Origin of the sequence: Pseudoalteromonas sp. APC 3694, assembly GCF_030407565.1 — a bacterium.
Lineage (GTDB): Bacteria > Pseudomonadota > Gammaproteobacteria > Enterobacterales > Alteromonadaceae > Pseudoalteromonas > Pseudoalteromonas tetraodonis.
Genome location: NZ_JASDDE010000035.1, coordinates 13,891 through 35,353 on the forward strand (window position 1 = coordinate 13,891; position 21,463 = coordinate 35,353).

Annotated in this window: 20 protein-coding genes; 1 reads left to right on the forward strand and 19 read right to left on the reverse strand. The window is 40.0% G+C overall.

Annotated elements, in window-relative coordinates; translation table 11 throughout:
- Positions 1-97: 97 nt before the first annotated feature.
- The 4 genes from QMA00_RS12605 to QMA00_RS12620 form a co-directional block, all read right to left on the reverse strand.
- Positions 98-616 (reverse strand): DUF4240 domain-containing protein, encoded by a 519-nt coding sequence (locus QMA00_RS12605; RefSeq protein ID WP_013463337.1) that lies wholly within the window; start codon positions 614-616, stop codon positions 98-100.
- Positions 613-807, reverse strand: coding sequence for a YwbE family protein (locus QMA00_RS12610; RefSeq protein WP_008468098.1), 195 nt, complete (start codon positions 805-807; stop codon positions 613-615). The genes QMA00_RS12605 and QMA00_RS12610 overlap by 4 nt, the downstream gene beginning before the upstream one ends.
- Before the next feature lie 130 nt (positions 808-937).
- Complete coding sequence (locus QMA00_RS12615) at positions 938-1,228, reverse strand: hypothetical protein (protein WP_013463336.1); 291 nt, start codon at positions 1,226-1,228, stop codon at positions 938-940.
- Positions 1,229-1,231: 3 nt separating this feature from the next.
- Positions 1,232-1,441 (reverse strand): hypothetical protein, encoded by a 210-nt coding sequence (locus tag QMA00_RS12620; RefSeq protein WP_013463335.1) that lies wholly within the window; start codon positions 1,439-1,441, stop codon positions 1,232-1,234.
- Between the two features lie 100 nt (positions 1,442-1,541).
- On the opposite strand from QMA00_RS12620, the gene QMA00_RS12625 reads away from it, so the two are divergent.
- A complete protein-coding gene (locus QMA00_RS12625; protein ID WP_174961923.1) occupies positions 1,542-2,345 on the forward strand; it encodes an ion transporter in 804 nt (267 codons plus the stop codon).
- A 32-nt stretch (positions 2,346-2,377) separates the two neighbouring features.
- Here the strand turns inward: QMA00_RS12625 and QMA00_RS12630 are convergent, their stop codons facing one another.
- The 15 genes from QMA00_RS12630 to QMA00_RS12700 all read right to left on the reverse strand — a co-directional run bounded on the left by QMA00_RS12630 (position 2,378) and on the right by QMA00_RS12700 (position 21,272).
- On the reverse strand, positions 2,378-3,418 hold the full coding sequence (locus tag QMA00_RS12630) for a HAMP domain-containing methyl-accepting chemotaxis protein (RefSeq protein ID WP_254843685.1): 1,041 nt from the start codon (positions 3,416-3,418) through the stop codon (positions 2,378-2,380).
- Between the two features lie 145 nt (positions 3,419-3,563).
- Complete coding sequence (locus QMA00_RS12635; protein ID WP_076922789.1) at positions 3,564-4,022, reverse strand: Cache 3/Cache 2 fusion domain-containing protein; 459 nt, start codon at positions 4,020-4,022, stop codon at positions 3,564-3,566.
- A 133-nt stretch (positions 4,023-4,155) separates the two neighbouring features.
- Entirely contained in the window at positions 4,156-5,025 is an 870-nt protein-coding gene (locus tag QMA00_RS12640) for an MBL fold metallo-hydrolase (RefSeq protein ID WP_076922788.1), read from the reverse strand.
- Between the two features lie 148 nt (positions 5,026-5,173).
- Positions 5,174-6,313, reverse strand: coding sequence for an aspartate-semialdehyde dehydrogenase (gene asd, locus QMA00_RS12645; protein WP_076922787.1), 1,140 nt, complete (start codon positions 6,311-6,313; stop codon positions 5,174-5,176).
- Between the two features lie 227 nt (positions 6,314-6,540).
- Complete coding sequence (locus tag QMA00_RS12650; protein WP_016900182.1) at positions 6,541-9,174, reverse strand: TonB-dependent receptor; 2,634 nt, start codon at positions 9,172-9,174, stop codon at positions 6,541-6,543.
- Between the two features lie 80 nt (positions 9,175-9,254).
- Positions 9,255-12,044 (reverse strand): hypothetical protein, encoded by a 2,790-nt coding sequence (locus QMA00_RS12655; RefSeq protein ID WP_013463330.1) that lies wholly within the window; start codon positions 12,042-12,044, stop codon positions 9,255-9,257.
- Between the two features lie 310 nt (positions 12,045-12,354).
- Complete coding sequence (locus tag QMA00_RS12660; RefSeq protein ID WP_076922786.1) at positions 12,355-13,683, reverse strand: hypothetical protein; 1,329 nt, start codon at positions 13,681-13,683, stop codon at positions 12,355-12,357.
- Between the two features lie 37 nt (positions 13,684-13,720).
- Positions 13,721-14,326, reverse strand: coding sequence for an energy transducer TonB (locus tag QMA00_RS12665; protein ID WP_008111498.1), 606 nt, complete (start codon positions 14,324-14,326; stop codon positions 13,721-13,723).
- Positions 14,327-14,332: 6 nt separating this feature from the next.
- Positions 14,333-14,743: a biopolymer transporter ExbD gene (locus QMA00_RS12670; RefSeq protein WP_008111500.1), complete on the reverse strand. Its 411-nt coding sequence runs from the start codon at positions 14,741-14,743 to the stop codon at positions 14,333-14,335.
- Between the two features lie 53 nt (positions 14,744-14,796).
- A complete protein-coding gene (locus QMA00_RS12675) occupies positions 14,797-15,324 on the reverse strand; it encodes a MotA/TolQ/ExbB proton channel family protein (RefSeq protein WP_008111501.1) in 528 nt (175 codons plus the stop codon).
- 3 nt (positions 15,325-15,327) lie between these two features.
- Positions 15,328-16,695, reverse strand: a complete 1,368-nt coding sequence (locus tag QMA00_RS12680; protein ID WP_076922785.1) for a MotA/TolQ/ExbB proton channel family protein — start codon at positions 16,693-16,695, stop codon at positions 15,328-15,330.
- A 10-nt stretch (positions 16,696-16,705) separates the two neighbouring features.
- On the reverse strand, positions 16,706-17,458 hold the full coding sequence (locus QMA00_RS12685) for a DUF3450 domain-containing protein (RefSeq protein WP_016900178.1): 753 nt from the start codon (positions 17,456-17,458) through the stop codon (positions 16,706-16,708).
- Positions 17,459-17,681: 223 nt separating this feature from the next.
- Positions 17,682-18,302 (reverse strand): DsbA family protein, encoded by a 621-nt coding sequence (locus QMA00_RS12690; protein ID WP_076922784.1) that lies wholly within the window; start codon positions 18,300-18,302, stop codon positions 17,682-17,684.
- Positions 18,280-19,386: a diguanylate cyclase gene (locus QMA00_RS12695; protein WP_076922783.1), complete on the reverse strand. Its 1,107-nt coding sequence runs from the start codon at positions 19,384-19,386 to the stop codon at positions 18,280-18,282. Before QMA00_RS12695 ends, QMA00_RS12690 begins: the two co-directional genes overlap by 23 nt.
- Complete coding sequence (locus QMA00_RS12700) at positions 19,383-21,272, reverse strand: methyl-accepting chemotaxis protein (RefSeq protein WP_076922782.1); 1,890 nt, start codon at positions 21,270-21,272, stop codon at positions 19,383-19,385. Before QMA00_RS12700 ends, QMA00_RS12695 begins: the two co-directional genes overlap by 4 nt.
- Positions 21,273-21,463 lie beyond the last annotated feature (191 nt).

The window sequence follows — 21,463 nt, forward strand, 5'->3', positions numbered from 1 at the left end:
GGATGTGAAGGATAGCGCAAGCTGTATCAAAACCTAAGCAACATAAAATGCATTACCCCTAACCCAAAGTAATGCATTCATAGTCAAAAGTGGGCGATTACTGCCAATACTTAGCAAATAATTGCGGGTAATTTTGTTTTAAAAACTTAGGTTTGTCTTTAAAGCGCTTACCTTTAGGTTGTTCAAGCCCTGAGGGGATAAAGGGTAACTCATCGTCATTACGTTCTTCATATAACAAACCTGCAATTAGGTCATACTCATCTAAATACGGGTAAGGTTGCTCGTTTAAAAAATAAAGTGGTGTGCACTGTGCAAGGCTATCGGGGTTTTCTAACGCTGCTTTAAATACCGCTTCACCCCGAGAAATGAGCCAACAACGAAATTCAGAAAAACCATATTCATCATTACAACCAGCTATTACAAACGCCGCACCAAATAAATCCCAAGTATAACTTTGGCGCATACAAATACTAAACTGTTTATCAAATTCAATAAGCTGCTCGTCGGATAAATCACTCAATGCAGCCTTAAGGGATTGGCATACAGACTCAGGCTCTGCGGTTCTGTCGTTTACAGTTACCAATCGCCAAAAATCAGTTAAGGTTAAATCGCTCATGCAATGATCTCTTTTACCCGACCTACTTGACCATCTTCTAACTGTACTTTAATACCGTGCGGATGATTAGGTGACTTAGTTAATAAACGCGACACAATACCATTGGTTAAAGTACCACTGCGTTGATCTTGTTTAAGCACAATATTAACCTCAGTGCCGGGTGTTATTTGTGAACGTGTTGGAACAGCCATATATAATCTCTTTTGCTATTTTTGGGGATTATAGCCTGCTTAATAAAATCACTCCATATTAAAGCTTTTAAAGGCCCTATAAAGCATAATTCAAGCTAATGTGAAGAATAAACAAAACCCATCGTACACATTATGGCTGCTTAGAAAATGAAATGGCATTGGCTTTAATATGTATGTTCAAGCTGGCTAACGCATTACAAATAAGCTGCTCAATGTAATCAAACTGATTTTTTTGTTTAGCCTGCTCTAGTGCAATATCATCAATAAAATAACAACTTACTTTAAACTTAGAAGGTAAATTGTTTAAGTGTGCTGAATGGGTAAGAAAGCTAAAGTCCTCCACAATATCTTTTATTTGCTCACAAGCGAGCGTTAATTGCTGACGAATACGTTTATCTAGCTGCTTTTGGGTTTTGGTCATCGTTTATTGCTGCTCGCGAGCTTGTTGTTCTTTAAATTCTTTGTAACTGTCTTGCTGTTGTTTAACACACTCATGGTATTCCTTATCTGCCATGTAGCTGCATTCACCCAACCGCGCTGATTGAATTTCATGGTAGCGGCTATCGCTGCTACATCCCGCTAACACCAATAATGCGGATAACGAAAATAGATATTTTAACTTATTATTTAACATTCAAAATTCCTACTATTTTAACGGGAAAACTACTGATTTTCGTTATTTTTGCTGTATATTGCACTGGTTTTGTATTTATAACCGTTAAGGGCACGTTATGATGTTGTCGCAGTTACAAGAGCTGTTCCAGCGTATCGATAAAAGTAAACTATTTCAATCATTTGTTATTGCAGTTATTGTTGTTTCTGCATTGACCGTGGGCGCACATACTTATTCATTGCACCCAACCGCTGAACTCATTCTACATTGGATGGATATAGGCATAACGGTGTTTTTCTTAATTGAACTGATTATTCGCTATATTGCCAGCAAAGGTATCAAGGACTTTTTCTCCAAAGGTTGGAACATTTTTGACTTCATTATCGTGATCGGAAGTTTATACCCCGCGGCAGGCTCTACTATTTTTATTGCTCGACTGCTGCGTATTTTCCGCGTGTTACGATTAGTCTCAATGATCCCAGAACTGCGCTTATTAGTAAATTCGCTAATAAAAGCAATACCGCAAATGGGCTACATCGCACTACTCATGTTCGTTATATTTTATATTTATGCCGCCACTGGCAGTATGTTGTTTGCTGATATAAATCCGGTACTTTGGGGCGATGTGTCTATTTCTATGCTCACCCTGTTTAGAATAGCCACCTTTGAAGATTGGACTGACGTCATGTACGAAACCATGGCCGTGTACAAATTAAGTTGGATTTTTTACCTAACCTTTATCTTTTTAACTGCATTTGTGTTTTTAAATATGATGGTTGGCGCTATTTTAGAAGTGATGAGTGAAGAGCATCGCAATGCACGAGAAGAGCAAGCCAATATAGACTCACTCCCTGCCACCCAAGGCCAAGTAAACGAATTAAAAGCACAACTAGCAGAGTTAAAAGAACTACTTAAAAATAAGTAGCAGGGATAAAAAGGGCATGCATTTGCTTGCCCTTACACTTTAAATTTACCCACCAACCCCGTTAAAATTGACGAAAGACGATTCATTTCGTTGCCGTTCTCACTGGTGGTCACGGCAATATCACTCACCTCATCAGCCGCATTTTTAATTTCAGTAACATTGCGGTTTATATCTTCAGCTACATGTTGTTGCTCTTCAGCAGCGGTGGCTATTTGGGTATTTAAATCGCTAATATGAACGATAGATGCCGTGATCTCACTAAATTGTTGCTGCGCCGAATGCGCAAGCTCGACAGTTTTATTAGTGGTTTCTATACTGCGTTGCATATCTTTAGAAACTTTAGATGACATAGTGCGTAGTTTATCAAGCTGTGAAGCCACTTCTTCGGTTGACTCAGCGGTTCGTTGTGATAACGCGCGTACTTCGTCGGCCACCACAGCAAAGCCGTGTCCGTGCTCACCGGCACGTGCAGCTTCTATTGCAGCATTTAAGGCCAATAAGTTAGTTTGTTCTGAAATACCGCGAATAACACTGACTATCGACATAATGTTTTCGCTTTCAGTATCTAGCTGAGTAATATCTGCTGAGGCATTGTTTATTACCTCACATAGCTGAACCACACTTTCCACAGTTTGTGTAATAACCGATTGCCCCAAGTCTGATGCTTGCTGTGTTTGAACAGCCAAATCCGCTGCATTTGCACAACTGCTAGACACTTCGTTTGCGGTGGCAGCCATTTTATTAATAGCCGTAGCTGCCATCTCTAAAGCTTGTTGCTGTTGGCTGGTGGAGCTTGTTAATTGTGCCGCTTGCGATGAGGTTTGTGATGAGGTTTTACTTACATTTTGCGCGCACTCATTAATTTGAGTTACCAGCTCGCTGATCAAGTTTAAAAATAAATTAAAGCTATTAGCCAGTTTAGCGGTTTCATCTTTGGTTTTTATTGTTAAGCGTTGGGTTAAATCACCGCCACCTTGCGATATTTCAGTTAAGCCATCACTCACTTCAACAATAGGGGCTGATATTAATTTACCTGAACTCTGGTTAAGAGATTTACTAACATATTGAATCAAAATGATATTTATGTTTATTTTCTCAAGCTAGAGATTTTTAGTGAAAACAAGGCGAAATTACGCGTCAATAGCTAGCCTATTGCAAGTAAATTCAACGCAGTTAGCGCTGAAAATAGCTGCTTGAGATGGATTTATTATCCGGAGTTCAGGTTAATTTAGAAATATAACTCGCTATAGCAACAAATACAGCAATTAATATCGCACTAATAACCAATATGGTATAAGCCATGGTATTCGCCGTGCTCATCACTTCGGCTTTCTCTACTACCCCAATAAACTTCCAGCCTAAGGTAGCAGAGGTATGAATATTAGCCATATATTGTTTACCATCTATCTCTACATCAAACAGCCCTTGGGTATTTTTAGCTAAGTCGGCGTATTTTCCCCCCTCAATATCTGCTAAGTTTTTAAATCGGTAATCTGGGTGTTTAACATCCACCAGCACACTGCCACTATCTTCAATCAACATTAAATAACCGGTTTCGCCTAATTTAATATCGGCAATAATATCGGTAAGCCCGCCTAATGATACATCCATTCCTTGGGCGCCAATTAATTGCCCGTTATCAATAATCGCTTTAACCGTAGTTATACGATGTTGCAACGTAAAATTATCACGCCTATTTTACAAAAAAAACTTGCTATATTCAGGTATGAGAGATGGTAAAGCGATCATCTAGCTACAATAAATTTATTTGTGCTCATTACTCTATCCCAATAATCATTATGATATTGAACTATAATTGGTTTAACGGAACTTTAAGGTAGCTTATGCCGTTATCTTCGGCGGGAGGTGGGTTGCCGGCTCTAATATTCATTTGAATAGCAGGTAAAATTAAGCGAGGCATAGGTAATTCTTCGTCACGGCTATCGCGCATTTGAACAAACTGCTCTTTGCTTATTTTAGTCTTTACATGAATATTTGTTTCTTTTTGTTCTTTTACTGTGACCGCAAAACGGTGATTTCGTTTTTCAGTCGGATAATCATGGCATACATAGATTGTTGCCTCATCGGGCATCGAGAGTAGTTTTTGGATTGAATCGTATAATGTTTCAGAGCTACCACCTGGAAAGTCGCACCTTGCAGTGCCTACGTCAGGCATAAAAATCGTATCACCAACAAAAATGGCCTCTTCATTTATAATGTAAACTAAGTCGGCGGGTGTATGCCCCGGTGTGTGCATTACTCGTATCGATAACTGGCCAACATTAAAACTATCTCCATCTTTTAATAGTCGGTCAAAATCAGCCCCATTGGGTAAAAATTCTTTTTCAAGATTAAATAGCGCCTTAAAGCTTTGTTGTACCGTTTTGATATGTTCACCTATGGCGATTTTAGCACCAAAGTGTTTTTTAAAATAAGGAGCTGCAGAGATATGATCGGCATGAGCATGTGTTTCGAGAACCCACTCTAATGAAAGAGAATGGCTTTGAAGGTACTCGCCGATTTTTTTGGCGCCTGATTCACAGCTGCGACCTGATTTATAATCAAAATTTAAAACGGGATCAATCAAGATTGCTTGCTGAGAGTTACTATCAGAAACAACATAACTAAAGGTTTCGCTATCGTCATCAAGAAATGTGTGAACATGAAATTTACTGTGCATAATATTCTCCAATAAGTCTGAACTCATCACTTGAATTAATAAAAATGACCGGAAGCAATAATATAAATGTTGGTAAAGGCCATGAAGATATTAGCGATTTAATTATTAAATAAAAAGGGCTAGCAAATGCTAACCCTCAAAGTAAATATTATTTATTATCAACAATAATACGTAACATACGACGCAGTGGCTCTGCTGCGCCCCATAAAAGCTGATCGCCTACGGTAAAAGCGCTAATATATTTTGGCCCCATGGCGAGTTTGCGAATACGGCCAACAGGTATACTTAACGTACCGGTGACTTTAACTGGGGTTAAGTCGGTACTGGTAATGTCGCGCTCATTAGGAATTACTTTAACCCACTCATTGTGCGAGGCTAAAATGTCTTCTATTTTTTCTACGCTAATGTCTTCACGTAATTTAATGGTCATCGCTTGGCTATGACAACGCATTGCACCAATGCGTACACATAAACCATCAATAGGCACAGGTTGTTTAGATGAGCCTAAGATTTTGTTGGCTTCAACTTGCGCTTTCCACTCTTCTTTTGATTGACCTGATGGCATTGGTACATCAATCCAAGGGATCAAGCTGCCCGCAAGTGGCACGCCAAATTGATCTTGTGGTAAATCGCTTGACGCAATTTGCTGCGTGACGAGTTTATCAATTTCTAAAATAGCCGCTTGCGGATCGGCTAATTTGTCAGCCACACTTGCGTGGATAGAGCCCATTTGCGCGATCAGCTCTTTCATATTACGCGCACCAGCACCTGAGGCTGCTTGATAAGTCATTGGGCTGACCCACTCAATCAAATCTTGCTCAAATAAACCACCCAGCGCTAATAACATCAATGAAACTGTGCAGTTACCACCCACATACGTTTTAACGCCTTGCTCAAGGCCTTGTTCAATCACATCTTTATTGACAGGGTCTAGTACAATAATACTGTCGTCGCTCATCCGTAGTGCTGATGCAGCATCAATCCAAAACCCGTGCCAACCCGCTTCACGTAATTGTGGATACACAGCTTTGGTATAATCACCACCTTGACAAGTAATGATAATGTCCATTTTTGCCAGTGAGTCAAAATCCATTGCATCAAGTAATGGCTTTGCAGGACCCGCTAAATCAGGGCCAAGTTGGCCGGTTTGTGAGGTGGTAAAAAAAGTGGTGTCGATATGAGCAAAATCATTTTCTTGTTGCATACGCTCTAGTAATACAGAGCCAACCATGCCCCGCCATCCGACTAATCCTACTTTTTTCATTGTTTGTTCCACTGTTTGAGTCATAAGAAATACCTAATTCATTAAAAATTAAAATTCATTGCGTGAGATTTAATTTTTAGAACAGTTAATCTAGCACCCTATACCCTGCAAAACTAGTCAATAACAGCTAACTTAAAATTATTTCATATGCTTTTTTTAATTCTGAAATTAATAACGGCACAAAAAAAGCCCTACACAAGGTAGGGCAATTATTGTAAGTTTTTATATTCGCCTTCCTAGGCTATTTTGAATTAGAACTGATATTTGTACTCAACAGAGAACTCAGTCCCTTTTTCTTTTGAGCGAGTTAGCGTACCAGCAGATTCAATTTCTGATTTTTGCCCCAAAATATTAAGCACTTTAAACTTAATACTTGAGTTAAAATCAGGGTAGTAAGTATAATTCAAATCAACTGAGTGGAATGGCTGTTCCATCCAATCATCTTGCCCTTCTATACCAGGGATAATAATACGCTCACCAAATACGTTATAAACCAATGTTGCAGCATGTTCACCTGATGGTGCATCATAGCCAAGCTGCATATTCACAACATATTTAGAATGTCCCGTTAAACGACGTTTAGTATTAGTGATCGCCGCAGATACACCAGTTTGATCAACAATAGCTTGACGGTCTAGGTTTATCTCAGAATCACTGAGTGTAACATTACCACTCATAAATACATCTTGCCAAAAACCACCTAAGAAAGTGAAATCTTTAAGATAATCAAACTCAACGCCGGCAACATAGCCATCTTCAGCATTGGCAATACGTACAAGTGGCGGTCCATCTTGAGAAGGAGATTGCACCGACTCAATTGGATCAATCATGTCTTTATAAAACAGACCAACAGAGAAGTTTTCACCAGTATCAAAGTAGTTTTCCCAGCGGAAATCGTAATTTTTGATTTGCGTTGTACGTAATCCAGGCGTACCGCCAACAGGATATTCAGTTAACGGATCAATGTAAGTAGATTCAGATATCTCACGTAAATCAGGACGTACAACCGTTTCACCGTAGCTTAAACGCCATTGTGTTTGGTCGTCCTGAATATAAGTGAATGCAAGCGCACCATAAATATCATCTTCTTGAAACGCTAAGTTACCTAAATCATCATAATCGATTGAAGGATCTAAGCCACCAGTAAACGGGTCAAGTGGCACTGACACTTGCCTGAAATCTTCCCAACGTAAGCCACCTGTCAAACGCCATTTATTATTGAAGAAAAAATCAGCTTCAAAATAATAAGCATCTGTTTTTTGTGCTGAGCGGTAATCATCACCTGCAAACGTTGTATCATTAAGTATGGGTAGATTTAGTTCTGCGTTAGCTATTGCATCATCAGAAAGAATCGTATTCAGCTCATTGCCATTTAAATCAAGGTCTTTAAATGCGCGAGTGTTTATGTCAAAGCGACGATTCGAAGCTGAGCGCTCTTTAGAGACATAATCAGCACCTGATTTTAATTCTATATCCAAACCATCTAACATGATTGGAAAAGTAAAATTAAACCCGTAGTTTTCTACTTCATCATTAAGGTCTTGGAATGTATAACGAGCAGCCGTTGTGGCATTGGTTAATGCGATTTCATTAACTAAATCATAATTACCATCTTCGTTTGCATCATTTACAATGAACCGCGTCTGCATATTTCCTGGTGCATAACGGTTTGAGCGGCCGTTTGAGTATTTCCAATCAAAACCTGCATAGTTAAGAAAATCGAATGTATGCATGCCTTTGATTTGGTTTACTATTAACTCTCTCTCTTCATACCTTACATCGTAAGAACGAATACGCTTATTATCAGACTGGTTATTATTCTCATCAATACCTAGACGATCACGAATTTTATCTTCGGTGTCGCGTAAAATCAGCGTACTAAGGTCAATGCGATGAGCATTATTATACTCAATACCAAAGTTTACCATTCCAGACATTTTCACATTATGCTCAGTGGCAATGATTTTATCGTAACCACGCACCATAGCAGCACTGTTCTCACCTAAACGGAAGTCTTCGCCTTGGTACTCTTCGCCTACAAAATATTTGTTATCATAGCTAACCGCTGATAAAAAGCCGTAACGCCAATCACCTGACTCAAAACTATTACCCAGTGTTGCTGTAAACTTAGTATTGGGGTTTACACTTGTTGCTTGCGGGTCATAATCACGGTTTAAATCAAGTGCTAAAGCACGACTTTGCTCTGGTGTGAGATCATCTAATGATTGCCCAGAGTTATAAATATCCATGATTGAATCTGGTATTTCACGGGTGCCATCATCAACACCATACCAGTCATTCGAGCCGCCATTGTACTCAATGCCATCATCAAAGTTATTGGTGTTATAACCAAGCTGACCTGATACATCAAAAACAAATTGGTCTGGAATGCTTTTTAAGCGTATATCCACATTACCACCACCAAAAGAGGCTGGCATAGAAGGAGAATAAGACTTTTGCACAGACAAACTTTCAATAATTCCTGATGGAAATAAATCAAGCGGGATGACTGAGCGGGTCGGATCAGGACTTGGCACTGCTGCACCATTTAACTGAGTACTTGAATAGCGCTCACCTAAACCACGTACATAAATAAATTTACCATCGACTAAAGTTAAACCCGTTACACGGCGTAACGCAGATGCCGCATCACTATCGCCACTACGGGATATTTGGTCAGCACCCATAATATCGGCAACAAATGCTTGTTGTTTTCGCTCTTCAAGCACGGCTGTTGCAGTGCCTTTTAAACGACTTGCGCTAACCACAACCTCCTCAAGTACAGCCTCATCTTCGGCTTCAGCAGCATGTGCTGAAACGCTTAAACTACATAAAATTGCTGCGGAAAGTGTGGATAAGCAAAACTTTTTAGAAAACTGTTTCATGTTTACCTCTATCTGAAATAAGTTACAGAAAGTGTTAAAAAAGGTACTAGTACTATGTGCTAGCACCCATTCTTACTGTGTTATTCCAGACCTACTGTCCAGCCAGCTGTCCAGTCATTATCACTCGATACAGCACCAATATGTGATGTAGTATCGAAGAAGCTATCTACAGCGTTTACATCTGTAGGAGTTGTTATATCAATAGTATAGATACCATTAACTACGTCAGTTTGTCCTGATGCTACTAAGTTACCTAACGTCGCTGTCCACCAGTTTTCTACGCTAAAATCAACACCACTTGGGTCTTTGAAGTTCTCAGAACAGGCGATAACCGATGACTTAATCGTTAAGGTGCCATCTTGTGCATTTTTAACTGTTTCACTTTCAGTAAATATTGGTGCACCATTTTCATCTACTGGAATACCTTCAACCTCTAGACACTCACCCATGCCTACTGGGCCTGTTACAATCGTGTTATAGATTTGCGCACCCGTTCCCTCACGGAAGTACATGCCTTCACCGTCATCTTCACCTTTAAAGGTATTACCAATAATGGTTAAGTTAGCAATCATTGGATTTGATTTAGGCATTTTAGATGGTGTTTTACCGTCATTATCGGCTTCTATACCACGGTTAGCATCTGAGTTATCTGCAGCTTGCTTAACAAGGATGTGCTGAAGCTTACCTTGGAAACCATTATCCCAATCGATGCTGTCATCTTGAATACTAGTTAGCACAAGGTATTTAGCCTGCACATTACCACCAAAGAACTCAACACCGTCATCAGCATTTTGATGAACTTGTAAATACTCTACAGTAGTACCAGAACCCACAGCACCAAACGTAATACCGTTAATTTCATTACCAGGTGACAGTAAGTAGCCGCCATTCATAACGCGAACATAACGTAATGTTCCAGAATTATCTGCAGTGTCAGTACCACCAAAAACAGCACCGGCTTCAACACCTTCAACTTGTAGCGCACACTCGCCTGTTTCTGGACATTTATTAGATGGCGCATTACCTAGTAGTACTAAACCGCCCCATTGACCTGCTGCCGTTGCTTGACCAGCAACATCTTGACTTGAAGTAAATGAAATAGGCTTATCTTTAGTACCGTTGGCTTCAATTTTAGAGCCACGGCTAATGACAATATAATCTTTACCGTTACGACCATAAACAGTAACGCCAGGCTCGACAGTTAGAGTTGCAGAGTCAGCATTATCATTACCAACAAAAACAGCGCCATCAACTGCGTATAAGTTACCCGCTGTTAATGTTAAGTCTGACGTTATACGGCCAGATATTTCACATGTTGTCGTTACGTTATCCGCTGGTGAAATTGAAGTAGTACCTGCAGGACAACCAGCAACTGCAGCAGGTGCTGTCACTTCTCCACCACCATAACCAAATGCCCAACCTTCACGCCAATCGTCAGAATCATTTAGAGCACCGACAAAATCAACCGTATCAAAGAAGGCATCAACCGTATTAGCAACATCTTGTCCTGCACCTAGTAGTGGCGAACCAGCAATTGGTTGACCATTCACACCAAGCATAGGCTTGTCGTTGATCACATTACCTGTTTGTTGACTAAACCAAGACTCAAGCGCAAGCAACGTAGAACCGTCAGCACCTTTTGGATCTTTAAAATTCTCACCATTGGTACATGACATAAAGGTGTTTTGCATCAAAATAGTGCCATCATTAGCATTATTAACGGTTTCACTATCAGAGAATAATGCATCTCCGTTATCATCCAGCGCAATACCTTCTAATTCTAAGCACTCGCCCATTTCATCAGAGCCTGTGATCACTGAATTATATAAATGTAAGCCGGTACCTTCACGCAGGTAAATGCCTTCGGCTTCATCTTCACCTTTAAAGTTATTACCAATAATGGTTAAGTTTGAAATAATAGGCAAAGACTTAGGCTCTTTTGATGGCGTTTTACCATCGTTATCGGCTTCAATACCGCGGTTAGCATCAGTCGAATTTTTATCTTGCTCAACATACACAAACTGCATTTTACCTTGATAACCGTTATCCCAATCAATACTGTCATCGTCGATGCTCGTTAAAACAACATGCTTTAAGTTAACTGCACCACCGAAAAACTCAACACCGTCATCAGAGTTATTATGTACTTGCAAGTAATCAACGGTAGTACCTGAACCTACGGCACCAAAGGTAATACCGTTTAGCTCATTACCGGTTGAAAGCTCGTAACCAGCGTTTTTAACAACAACATATTTTAACGTACCAGAGCTATCCGCATTATCAGTACCGCCAAATACCGCACCTGCTTCCACACCTTCAACTTGCAGTGCACAATCACCTTCAGCAGGGCATTTATTTGAAATACCATTCCCAAGTAAAACCATGCCGCCCCATTGTCCAGAGGCTGTTGTTTCGCCCATTACATCTTGTTTTGATGTGAAAATGATAGGGTCGCTTTTGGTCCCTGTCGCTTCAATTTTAGAATCACGGCTTACGACTAAGTAATCAGACCCATTGTTACCAAAAATAACGGCTCCAGGTTCAATGGTAAGGGTTGCGCTATCTGCTTTATCTTTACCTACAAACACAGCGCCATCTAATGCCCAAAATGCATCCGTCGTTAATGTCGTATCTTCAGTGATTTCACCTGAAAGCACTTGCACTTTTACTTCACGACCCAAGGCAGCTGAAGCTTCAGTAGAAAGACTTTGACTATATTCACCTGGAAGATCAGTTGGCACTGGTGGTGTAGGTGGTGTAGGTGGTGCTACTGTTTCTTCAACATTAATATTAATATCACCACCGCCACAACCAGCGAGTGTAATTGCAGAAGCCAAAAGGCTGATCTTAAATAAACCAGATAATTTCATTGTTCACTCCGTTAAGATATTTAATTATTTTATTAGCGCATTAAGTAAAAACCCAAGTCACGTTAAAACACGAAAGTCATGCTTTAAGATCACTTGAGTTTTTCAACGAGCACTACCTTACGGGAGCTATGTGACAATACAGTTACACTTTAATAAACATAAAATGACAATGTAATTTATTTAAATAACAACCTGTTATGATAAATTTAAACGAAAAAAACCGCCCTAAGGCGGTTTTGGTGTTGCGATTATAAAACAGGTTTTGTAATCAAACTGGCAGCGTTTAAATTACAATAGTAGCGTTGGCAAATTATAACAATGCGGTGCGTAATGTTTCCGCGTGTAACTTTTCACGCTTGACATATTTGATCCATTGTTCAGCCAATCGCTGCGATTTTTTGTGTTTCTCGGCTTGCTCAAACGCTAAAATAGAGGCATCAAAATTTTGCATGCTGTATTGGGCCATACCTAATGCAACATAAGCGTTGGATTCAAAATCAAGTGAACCTTTATCTAATGCTAACCGAGCAGCATCAGCGGCATCTTCAAATTGCTCTAAGTTAACAAGTACTTCAGCCATACGTTGATCGTACTTACCGTGTTCCGAAAGCTCTGCCGCTTTTGCAAAATAACTAACTGATTTATTATCTTCTTTAGCTTGCACCATGGCTTCTGCGATAAATGCATAATTCTTCGCAGACTTTTCAGCAACGCCTGATTCAATCGCTTTACTCATTACACTGGCGGCTTTGTAAGCAAGCTGATTGTATAAATATACCTGTGCAAGCTGCCTTAGATCAGATTTAGAGGTTAAAAATCCTTGCTGATAAGCCGCTTCTAGGATTGCTAGCTGTTGTTTTTCTTTGCCTGTTTCGCCATACATACCACCGAGTTGCACCCAGTATTCAGGCTTGTTATAAAGCTTTACCATACGCTCAAGTACAGCAACAACATTGTCAGTTTGATTAAGTGAATAATACATAGCACGTTGCAGTACTAACCAGTTTTCTTTTGGCTGTTTGCCTTCGCTATCGCTTTGGGCAATCGCTAAATTAATATTATCAATGCCTTTTTGGTAATCTTTTAACTGATAATACGCTTGTGATTTAAGTACATAATAGGCATCAGTTTTAGGCTTGGTATTAATTGCATCCCACTTAGCTAAGAAATCAATTACCTTATTGTAATCACTGTTTGCCATTGCTAATTGCGCTAAGCTAAACGTAGTGCTGACACGTAATGTTTCTGGAATGCCATCTTCGTCAATCACTTTTTCAAATGAGGCAATCGCTTTTACAAGGTCGTTTTCATTGTAATAAATAAACCCATAAAAGTTATGCATCATCGCAATTTCATAAGAGTTCATACTTGATGAGCGCGCTTTTATACTGTCAAGCGCGTCCAAACCCGCTTTACTGTCGCCATCATCCGCAAGTTTTTGGGCGCGAGCTAATTGGCTGTATACCTTTTCACGCAGTGCGGGAACTCGTGTTGTTTTCTGCTTTTCAGCAGCCTGTACTGTCGCCAAATTTACACCCGGAAGTACACTCAATGCACTTGGTGTAACAATGCTGGCACTGATTGCAACAGTGCACAACATGCTAAGCTTTAATAGCTTGGTTGTTAGTTTTAATTTCATAATTGCCTCACGTTCACTCTTTACTTACTTAATAGAATTAACCATTAATTTGGAAAGAAATTTTATTTTGCACACCGGCTACTTCAACAGCTTCGCCATTAACAACGCGCGGTTTATATTTAAACTTAAGGGCCGCATCCATCGCTGCTCTGTCAAACAATGACTCTGGCTCGGCTTTAATAACTTGTGGCTCTTTCACTGTGCCTTGCTTGGTCACTGTAAACTCAACAATGACATACCCTTCAATACCACGCGACAAAGCACGCCTTGGGTATACCGGTGCCACTTTTACTATGGGTAAATACTCACCATCACTGGTTTCTAATGCTAATCCACCCGCTAGATTTACATCAGCATCGACATTGGCAGCAAAATCAAAGTTGTTGCTAGCAGCGTTGTTATCGCTACTTTGCATTTGTGGCGATTCCATTGGCGGTGGCGGCTCTTTAGGTGTTGGCGGCTTTTGTGGTTTACGTTCCTTTTTTTGTACTGTTTCTTCTTTTTTCAAACGGACAAAATCTAACACATTCCCTTTTGCAGGCTCCGTCATGGCGCCTTCACCACCGGTGATCAATGCCTGCATACCTAAAAACAGCATAAAGGTCACCACACCCGCTATAATTAACGCAAGTACATAACGCATCACTCGTTACCCTTCTTGAGCCGCTATTGAAACATCAAATACACCCGCTGCACGCGAGGCATCCATGACTTTTATCAAGGTTTCTGTGGTGGCTTTTTTATCAGCCTGAATAACCACACTACCTTGTGGATTTTCAGCTTTTAAGCGTTCAATGTTGGCCTGTACGGCACGTACATCTATTTGACGTTTATTGATCCAAATTTCGCCTTGATCTGAAATAGCCACTAATATGTTAGCGCGCTCTTTTTTTACTGCGGTTGCCGCTTCTGGGCGGTTTACATCAATACCGGCTTCTTTTACAAACGAGGCTGTAACAATGAAGAAAATAAGCATAATAAATACAACATCCAGCATAGGAGTCATGTTTATTTCTTCTGCTTCGTCTTCTTGGAATAAATTACCTAATGGGGCTCTCATTTTACTTCTCCTAGAACAAGCGGTGATTATGTTCACCGCTTTTCAATAATTATTTAGTGGTCTAACACCATAGTGTCTTGCAACAATTCAACTTCACGCTTTGCTTTTCGTTGTAAATAGGTTGAGGCAAACACCCCAGATAACGCACCGACCATTCCAGCCATTGTCGGTATGGTTGCTTTTGACACACCTGATGCCATAGAGCGTGCGCTGCCTGTACCTGTAATGGCCATTACATCAAAGACTTCTATCATCCCTGTAACTGTGCCAAGCAATCCTAATAGTGGACACAGCGCTACCATCACATTAATCAGCGGTAAGTTTGCGTTTAATCGCATACTGGCGCGTGACACCATGGCCTGGCGTATTTGCTCTGCATTCCAGCTGTTGCGTTCACTGCGCGTTTTCCACGTATTTTTAACGTCTTTTTTGTAGTGTCGATAGCCATTAAAAAAGTACATAAATCGCTCGAGTATCAATAACCACATCGCGAAAATTAACACGGCAATGACCAAGAGAACTTGGCCACCCGTGTCGAGAAAATCACGGATAGCATTGATTGAATCAATCAATAGCACCATGGTTTAAGCTCCTTTCTCGCTTCGCTCGGCAATAATACCTGCACTTTGTTCTTGTAAAATAAGCAGTAAGCCTTTTGAGCGAGTATTCAATAAGGTGTATAAAAACACCGTAGGGATAGCAACAACAAGGCCTAATACCGTAGTAACCAAGGCTTGCGAAATACCGCCTGCCATTAGTTTAGGGTCGCCAGTGCCGAATAAAGTAATTGCTTGGAAGGTATTGATCATCCCAGTTACCGTACCGAGTAAGCCCAGCAATGGCGCTACCACAGAGATAATTTTAATAAGCGTTAAATTACGGGTGATTTTTGGCATTTCGCGTAAAATGGCTTCGCTTAACTTAAGTTCAAGCGTGTCGTACGCTACATTAGGATATTGGTCTTTCACTTTCATGACGCGCCCTAGCGGGTTATCATCACGGGCTGTATCGTCTTTTAATTGACGACGGATTTTTCCACCCATCAGCAGGAGCGATACAAAACGCTCTAACGCAATTAATAACGCTAATAAGCCAACGCCTAAAATAACGTAACCAACTGCACCACCTTGATGAACTTGCTCGCTGGTATCAGGGGCTTGTACTAACAAACCTAAAATTGAACCACCCGTTGGGTCAAGCGCAAACGGCACCACACCGGTGTTTGCTTGCTGCAAATCAGCCGCAGTCGCAGTAAAGCGGCTACTTGGTTGGCGAGTAAGCTGGCTAATTGTATTGGTAGAAGGTGTATACTCTAAGTACTGACCGTCACTAATAAGGTTAAATGCACCCACACGTACCACTTCTTTTTGTACTTTATTGCCACCGTCAACAATTACATCAGTATTGAAGCGGCTTACTTTTCCTTGTTCGGTCATTTCGCGTTGTAGCTCAAACCAAACCTTTTCGATATCTTCAATAGACGCAAGCTTTGAGGTAGAACCCATTTTTTGCGCCAATTCGTCCATAAAAGTACTACGCCCAGGTAACTGAGCCGATACCACCGAGGTTGCAAACTTATTGCTAGAATCTCCAGCAACTTGTTGTAGCACACCAAATAGCTCTTTTAATGAACCCATACGCTTTGATAAAGTATCGGTCAGGTTAGCCAATTTAATTTCGTTTTCTTCAAACTGCGTTTCTAAACGCTCTGACTCGCTAAGCATTTGGTTTCGTTTAGCTTGGGTGTTTTTAAGCATTTGCACTTGTTCATTTTGGCGTGCTGCAAATTCTTGTTCACGTTGTTTATTTTGCTCTGATTGCGCTGATTTACCCTGCTCTAAGGTTTTTAATAAGGCATCTAAATTCATCGGCTCAGCGGCAATGCTGGTGCCCACAAAGCTTAAGCTGGCTGCAAACACGGCCATTTTTGTCATTTTCGTTAATAATTTCATGGTAAACCTCTTATTCTGCAGCGTGAATTGGCAGTGTTAACATATCGGGGGCAAGTTGTTTGCGAGCAATGCGAAGCCCTTTATTAATTTGGCTTATGGTTGAATCTGGTAGCGCAACAAACGACTGTGACTGCTGATCCCAACTACCGGCTTGTTTACCATCGCGGGTGAGGTAAATTAGCTCTAAACGACCAATGCGTAGAAAGTCGACTTCGCGCTCTTTATTATCCACATCAAGCAATGCGGTATACGCCTCAATAGTGCGTCCGTAGTCAACCTCAACTTGGTAAGCTTCTAAAACACGACGAAATTTTTCACTTGATGAAATATCAGCACGCGCCATCATTGCATTTAATGATTCAAGGCGCTGCTTACGCTCTTGCTTTAAAAACGGCACATCTAAGGCAACAAACTGTTCAAGCCCGGTGATCATACGAAGCATTAAAGGGGTTATTTGGCGTTCAATTATCGATACTTGATCCATCGATAAATTAATCGACTCCATCTCTTCTATTTGATTATTTAACTGTTTGGTAAGCTGTGCGTTATAAACGGCTAGGCCATCTATTTCTTTATTTAGGGTTTTAAATTGCTGTAAACGCCCTTGCATTGAATCTGCAATCTTGTCTATTTTTGTTTGTGATTGCGCAGCTAAATTATTAATTTCGCTGCTTTTATCAATTACCGTGTTTAAATCATTGGCGTGGACTGCTGCACTTGCGGCTACAATACCAGCTAAAATTAATGGTTTAACGCCTTTCATCGTATACACCTTTGCTCGTTAATTAGCGGATTTGCTAGTGTTTATTAATCGCTTTAGCTCGTTTATAAAAAACAATTTAAAGCGAGATAGTTTCAATGAGCGAAAGTCTATAGATTAAAAATGACAAGCGTGTTGCGTAAAAAAGTCGCTTTTATGACAACGGTAATAAATTAGCCTTATTGGCCTATTTTACAATTCAGGGATGAAAATAGTGGGATTAAGTTTACAAGTAAGATTGTATTTCAATCAGGGTTTGTCGCCAATCTGTGTAGTTAATAGCAATAGGGTAAGCGCGATTGTTATGTATTAATACTAACGACGGAAAACCTTGAATAGGTAAACTGCGAACAAAGTTAAGCTCATCATCAAAGCGACGCTCCAGTTCATTTGAGTGAAGTAACTGTGCAAATAAACGGGCGTCTAAACCAATTTTTTCGCTTAGTTTAATTAAAACCGCTTCATCCGATGGGTTTTGTGCCTGTAAATAATATGCCTGCTGTATTGCCGCTATCATCTGTGGTTCTTTGTTGAAACTGCGAGCAATTAAAGCGGCCCTGCAAGAGGGATAGGTAGAACGGCGAGCTTGGCAGTCTCGCCAAAAATCAAAGTTAAACTCTGTGCCTAACTGGCTACTAATTTTTTGCCATATGGCTTGTAGTTGCAACTGCATATCCTGACTCATTGGCAAGTCAGTATCTACAGCTAAACCACCCACTCTGTACTCAATGGGAAGTTTGTTTACCAAGGCAGCCTCAAGCTTTTGCCATGTAGGCTTATAACCCCAGCACCAGCTACACATAGGGTCGTGTACATATATTAATTTACTCTGAGGCGTGTTGATCATGTACAGATACCACCTTATTTCTACCTTGCGCCTTAGCGCTGTATAAATACTGATCCGCTTGCTTTAACGCATTATTATAATCATCTACACTGTTAGCCTGAGCAATACCCATACTACACGTTAATGATACTCGCTGATGTTTGTCGGTTAGCATCACATGGTTTTGCACACATTCTCTAAAACGGTTGGCCAAAATGCTGGCCTCAAGGGTTGTTTGTTGCGGTAAAATAACCACAAACTCTTCGCCGCCATAACGTGCTTTAAGCGCTGTTGCAGGAAACTGAGACTCTAATAACTTAGTAAATTCAATTAAAACCGTATCACCAAAATCATGTCCGTAGGTGTCGTTTAATTGTTTAAACTTATCTAAATCAATGAGTAAAATAGACAGCGGCAAATAATGTTCTGGCCTTGAAGCAGCGAGCTTTAAAAAATGTGAGGTAATAAAGCGACGATTAGGCGCCCCGGTAAGCTGATCGGTATGAGCATGCTGTTTTTGCTCTAAGGTGATATCAGCAATGGCAAGGTGGCTTCGGTGACGAAAATATTCACCTATAAACGAAAACACTAACACCAGCGAAAATGCAGCAACAAAACGGGTCTTTTCTACCGCGCCATAAATAACTTGCGCCATATCAGGGCCATACAACATAACAATACAGCTCAATAACATGGCACTGCTTAACCAGGCGCCAAACTTCACACCCAGTATGGCAAATACAGCAACGGGATAAAACATTAGCCAATATAAAGCAGTGTTTTCTTTACCGCCGGTGTATACCAAAGCTAAGCACATCACAAATACAATCACTAAAGTGATGAGGGCGATTGCATCAATCTGCTTTGTTTTCATAAAATAAATAATACACCCTACAATCGTTACGTTAACCACAATTAACGCAATAGTAAGGATTGGTGCATACACTTGATGATTGGCAATTACTAAATAGGTAATTAACACCAAGGCAATCGCTATCATGGTAAATAACGAAAATACTTGGCGTTGTTTATCAAAGCTATAAACGCTATCAATATTGATTAAATTGAGCCAGCTTGGCTTATTTATTTTTGTTTTACTGATCATACTTTGAATTTTTTAACCATGCGCTCTAAGTCACTAAATTGATGCTTAAGTTTGGTACACTCTTCCAAAGTAAGATTTAGGTTTGATTGGCCTTGAGTCGATAAGTCGCTGATAACGTGAATATCACTATGTAATGACTTAACCACTTGGTTTTGCTCATCCGTAGCATTAGCGACACTATGATTGGCGTCGGTTATTTGCTTTATCGCGCTGATTATTTGTTTCATTACATCGCCAACCGCATCCGCTTGCTGAACACTTTTTTCACTTTCTTCTAAACTGGTTTTCATAAGCTCAACGGCAGAGCTTGAACCTTTTTGTAATTCAATGACGGTGTTTTCTATTTCTTGGGTTGATTGCTGAGTACGCTGTGCTAGTTGCCTTACTTCATCGGCAACAACCGCAAACCCTCTTCCTGCTTCGCCAGCACGTGCCGCTTCTATCGCCGCATTTAAAGCCAGCAGATTGGTTTGCTCACTCACCCCTTTGATTACTGCCAATACATTTCCTATATTAGCGGTATGCGAGTCTAAACTATTTATGGTTTCTTGCGCTTGCTCTATATTTTGTGACAGTTGATGAATACTTGAAACGTTGTTTGTGAGGGTCTGTTGATTTTTAGCACAGTATTGATCTGCATCTTTGGCAAGCGTCGAGGCATTGCTGGCGCTGGTTGAAATTTCTGTTGAGGTAGCTGAAAACTGATTAATTGCCGACGCCACACTGTTGGTGCGCTCACTTTGGTCATCATACATAGTTAATGTTGAGTCTGTCTGCGTAACCAATTTAGCGACTGCCGTTTCCAGTAACTGCGTTGAAGATTTAACCTGAATTATTGAATTTTGGATTTTTTCTATAAAAATATTAAACGAATTGCTCAATTGACCAAATTCGTCATCATTTTCTACGCTTAACCGACAGGTTAAATCGCCCTCACCCTGCGCTATATCTCTAATGGCATCATTGAGACGATACATAGGGCGCATCAAATAACGCAGTAAAAATTCCAGTGACGCAACAATCACTAAAATACCAATAATTAAAAATACAATTGCCTTTTGCCCAAACGAAGAAACACTTGAATACGCTTTATCTTTATTGACTACTACACCTAAATACCAATCAACGTTTTCAATACCACGAATTTTAGTAAAGGATACCAGCGAGGTTTCACCTGCTACTTGATACTCGGTGAATTCTCTTGCTAACGGTGCATTTTTACCAATTAAGTCAGCGACTGTTTTTGAATTTAATTTACTATCAGGGTGACTTAATATTTGCCCTTTATTATCAAGCAAAAAACCATAACCGAGTCCTAAAAAATCAATATCTCCAATAATTTCAGCGACGGTTTGCATATCAATATCTGCCCCCGCTACCCCTTTAAATTGACCATTACTATTAATAGGGGCAACCGCAGAAATTGTCAGTTCGTTGGTCGTTACATCGATATAAGGCGTTGTAAAAGCCGTTGTTGTTTTATTTTCTACTAATTTATACCAAGGGCGACTTGTCGCATCAAAATCGCTGGGGAGTACAACACTTTGATCATTTAAAATAAATGTACCCGATGATTTACCTATGTAGGTATTTTTAAAATCCCCCGCAAGCTCAGCGGTATTTAATTGCGAAAGCGTTAAAGACTTGGCATCGTCATCTTGGTATGTTTTTGCGATAGAGATCACAATCGCTAATTTATTATTTAGCCAGCTTGCAATATTTTTAGAGACAGACTCAGAGTTTTGCTCTAGCACCAGCGATAACTGCTCTTGAGTTTGATGCCGCATTGAAAAATAATTATTTATGGTGAAAACACCTAAAACTAAAACTAACACTAATGATGCAGCAATGGTGATTTTGGAGGTGAATTTAAGCGAGCTAAACATAAGTACCTTAAGTATTAATCATTATTATCAGTGTCTTTTTAACAAATTTTTAACTGAATGTCTTAGCAAATATGATTTCAATGAAATTAAAGAACAAAAATAATAATAAATACTGAGATATGTAACGTCTAGGGCGGTGATAAATTAAGCTTTCTTATTATAACAAAGCGCTATTTAACCTGATTAAAATT

Excerpts from the sequence above, each read along its gene's own strand:
- QMA00_RS12620 (WP_013463335.1), bottom strand. The coding sequence starts at position 1,441 with ATGTTAAATAATAAGTTAAAATATCTATTTTCGTTATCCGCATTATTG.
- QMA00_RS12625 (WP_174961923.1), top strand. The coding sequence starts at position 1,542 with ATGTTGTCGCAGTTACAAGAGCTGTTCCAGCGTATCGATAAAAGTAAA.
- QMA00_RS12685 (WP_016900178.1), bottom strand. The coding sequence starts at position 17,458 with ATGAAAGGCGTTAAACCATTAATTTTAGCTGGTATTGTAGCCGCAAGT.
- QMA00_RS12690 (WP_076922784.1), bottom strand. The coding sequence starts at position 18,302 with ATGATCAACACGCCTCAGAGTAAATTAATATATGTACACGACCCTATG.
- QMA00_RS12695 (WP_076922783.1), bottom strand. The coding sequence starts at position 19,386 with ATGATCAGTAAAACAAAAATAAATAAGCCAAGCTGGCTCAATTTAATC.
- QMA00_RS12660 (WP_076922786.1), bottom strand. The coding sequence starts at position 13,683 with ATGAAATTAAAACTAACAACCAAGCTATTAAAGCTTAGCATGTTGTGC.
- QMA00_RS12680 (WP_076922785.1), bottom strand. The coding sequence starts at position 16,695 with ATGAAATTATTAACGAAAATGACAAAAATGGCCGTGTTTGCAGCCAGC.
- asd (WP_076922787.1), bottom strand. The coding sequence starts at position 6,313 with ATGACTCAAACAGTGGAACAAACAATGAAAAAAGTAGGATTAGTCGGA.
- QMA00_RS12615 (WP_013463336.1), bottom strand. The coding sequence starts at position 1,228 with ATGACCAAAACCCAAAAGCAGCTAGATAAACGTATTCGTCAGCAATTA.
- QMA00_RS12670 (WP_008111500.1), bottom strand. The coding sequence starts at position 14,743 with ATGAGAGCCCCATTAGGTAATTTATTCCAAGAAGACGAAGCAGAAGAA.
- QMA00_RS12610 (WP_008468098.1), bottom strand. The coding sequence starts at position 807 with ATGGCTGTTCCAACACGTTCACAAATAACACCCGGCACTGAGGTTAAT.
- QMA00_RS12700 (WP_076922782.1), bottom strand. The coding sequence starts at position 21,272 with ATGTTTAGCTCGCTTAAATTCACCTCCAAAATCACCATTGCTGCATCA.
- QMA00_RS12655 (WP_013463330.1), bottom strand. The coding sequence starts at position 12,044 with ATGAAATTATCTGGTTTATTTAAGATCAGCCTTTTGGCTTCTGCAATT.
- QMA00_RS12640 (WP_076922788.1), bottom strand. The coding sequence starts at position 5,025 with ATGCACAGTAAATTTCATGTTCACACATTTCTTGATGACGATAGCGAA.
- QMA00_RS12605 (WP_013463337.1), bottom strand. The coding sequence starts at position 616 with ATGAGCGATTTAACCTTAACTGATTTTTGGCGATTGGTAACTGTAAAC.
- QMA00_RS12650 (WP_016900182.1), bottom strand. The coding sequence starts at position 9,174 with ATGAAACAGTTTTCTAAAAAGTTTTGCTTATCCACACTTTCCGCAGCA.
- QMA00_RS12675 (WP_008111501.1), bottom strand. The coding sequence starts at position 15,324 with ATGGTGCTATTGATTGATTCAATCAATGCTATCCGTGATTTTCTCGAC.
- QMA00_RS12665 (WP_008111498.1), bottom strand. The coding sequence starts at position 14,326 with ATGCGTTATGTACTTGCGTTAATTATAGCGGGTGTGGTGACCTTTATG.